This is a genomic window from Acidobacteriota bacterium, assembly GCA_003225175.1.
Lineage (GTDB): Bacteria > Acidobacteriota > Terriglobia > Terriglobales > Acidobacteriaceae > Gp1-AA112.
This window is the reverse complement of sequence record QIBA01000176.1, coordinates 1-2,224: the sequence shown is the minus strand read 5'-3', so window position 1 is coordinate 2,224 and position 2,224 is coordinate 1. Positions and strand designations below refer to the sequence as shown.

Sequence of the window (2,224 nt, the reverse complement as noted above, 5' to 3'; positions counted from 1 at the left end):
TTTTTACCGATGCGCTGCCTTCGTATACCGGATTAGAGCAGGAATACATTCACAACGTAATCGATCATGCCGAGTGCTACGCGAAGGGTCACGTCCACACGAACGGATTGGAAAACTTCTGGTCGCTACTAAAGCGCGGGATTAGGGGAACGTATGTGAGTGTCGAGCCTTTTCACTTGTTCCGGTATCTGGATAAACAAATCTTTCCGATTTACCGAGCGCAAAGACAACGGTGCTGGGCGATTCGTGAAAGTCGTTGCCGGAGTGATCGGAAAAGCTCTGCGTTATGCCAAGCTGATCGGCAAGAGTGGCGGGGATGGTCTTCCCCAAAAAACAATATCGTAGTTCACGCAGACGTGGCTGCTGAATCATCTCGGATTTGAAACTGACTGACACTCAGTCGGACTCAGTTTCGTGGAGCCACGGCAGTCCCTGTTGATTCACCCATTTTCCAAAATCACTCCGAATGACGGCAAGCAGTTCTGCTTTGGCGCAATGGTACTTGCGGCAGGCTTCTGATATTGCCGCATCGTATTCCTGCTGTGTTTTGACGAATTCGCTAGCTGATAGCCTTGGCTCTCTAAGCCGATACTTTAGATCGTGAATCTTCTCGATCAGGTGAGGTCTCGGCACGGAAAATGTCCTCAGATAGTTCTTTTATACGATCTTCTGAAACCTGCCCATGCCATTCATCAAACGTATTGTGTAAATCTCTTAAGAGAGCGTCCAGAAGGTCTTTGTGGAATCCATCTTTCGCCAAATCTTCAGATTTATGTTCCGTAGTTGCAATTTGCAGCATTGTTCCAAAACTGATTAGACCACATAGACACGCCTTGTGGAACTTCCAATCGAATGGATCCGGGGATTGCCTGGTCATTCTGCGTTCCTCAACACGTCGAAAAGCCTTTATTGATAGCTTCCACTGTCCGAAAAGCGATGCTAACTCCTCGCGATGTTCTTCTGCTTCGAGGTCTTGGAGCAAGCTCTTCACAAACTCCCAATCGCGAGCGCTCCGAGGAGCTATTTCCGGAAGATACGTTTGACTTGCTGTCGCACCCATAAGCGTCGTTTCGTTTCGTTGTCCAAGTTACACTCTAGACATCTGGTCTGCGCTCAAATGTCAATAGCAAAATACACGCATTGCGTTTGGATGCTAGAGGAGTCGAACGTCGCCCACCGTTTCGGCCCAAAATGAACTCGGAGTAAAGCCTGCTTTGATCAACATGATCTAGCCTTTTATTGACTCCGTAGTAGTTTGCAGTCAGTGGAACAGCCGAAGCCACTAGAAGACGAGACGCCATTCGAGCGATTCAAGCGGCTGACGACTAAGGTCGTTTCAGTTCCTCGTTCTGAGATTCAGAAGCGGGAAACGCAATGGAAGAACGGGCGCAAGCAGCACAAGAGCCACAAGCGGCATCGCTAGAGAGTGGTTTCAGGTGGCGTGAGCACGTCGTCGATATGCGCGAGAACCTCGGCCCCAGTTTTGCAGCCACGGTGTTCAGCTTATTGGCTAACTCACCATCCGGCTGAAGTAAGTCGTTCTCTTTTATCGAATCAAATTCGGGGAATCTTCCGTGGATACGATCGACAAATTTCTTATCCGCCCGGCCAGCAGAATGCCTTTGATGTTCCTGAATGTGGCTAGTACTTCGATATAATCATTCTCGATCTCATCGAAGAGTCGGACTACATCGTTGCCAAAGGCTATTTCGTAATAGTTTTTGATGTCCCGTAGTGTTTGAAAACGTCACGCTTCCGACAGCGCGTAAGAAAGAACCGTAATTTGTCTTTGGGTTTATCCCCGATTTATAGATAGTGGTTGGTCGAAGATTATCATCTGGTCGCTTTAGTTTGTTCGAAACCGAAGCGAATGTGAGGTTGGCAACTGCTTGTCCTTTGTCGTTATCAACGCCAGCAACCCACAAGTCGCCAGCTAATGATTCAAATGCTGTCCATGAACCGAGGATTACGAATGCCCAAATAGCCTCCGTTGCATCATGCATTGCCATCGGCTGTCCGTCAGGGCGACGCTGAGCTAAGCTGGCCTCAACGTATTGGAGTCCCAGAACGTCGAAATACCTTTGGTGTTGATCGATTGCTCTAAGAAAGGCCCGAATTTAACTTTTCAATGTCGGCTTGTATTGCTGGGGTTGTTTTGTGAACAAGCGCTTCATCTATCGAAATGTCGCCAGTTTTTATAGCTCTCAATACAGCGCCTTCTGAA

General features: G+C 48.2%; 2 protein-coding genes. One reads left to right on the top strand and one right to left on the bottom strand.

Annotation, left to right across the window (positions count from 1 at the left end; genetic code table 11):
• A partial coding sequence (locus tag DMG62_24220; protein ID PYY19839.1) for a hypothetical protein occupies positions 1-383 on the top strand: 383 nt, incomplete at its 5' end.
• A gap of 197 nt (positions 384-580) precedes the next feature.
• Here the strand turns inward: DMG62_24220 and DMG62_24215 are convergent.
• Complete coding sequence (locus tag DMG62_24215; GenBank protein ID PYY19838.1) at positions 581-1,060, bottom strand: hypothetical protein; 480 nt, start codon at positions 1,058-1,060, stop codon at positions 581-583.
• Between the last annotated feature and the right edge of the window lie 1,164 nt (positions 1,061-2,224).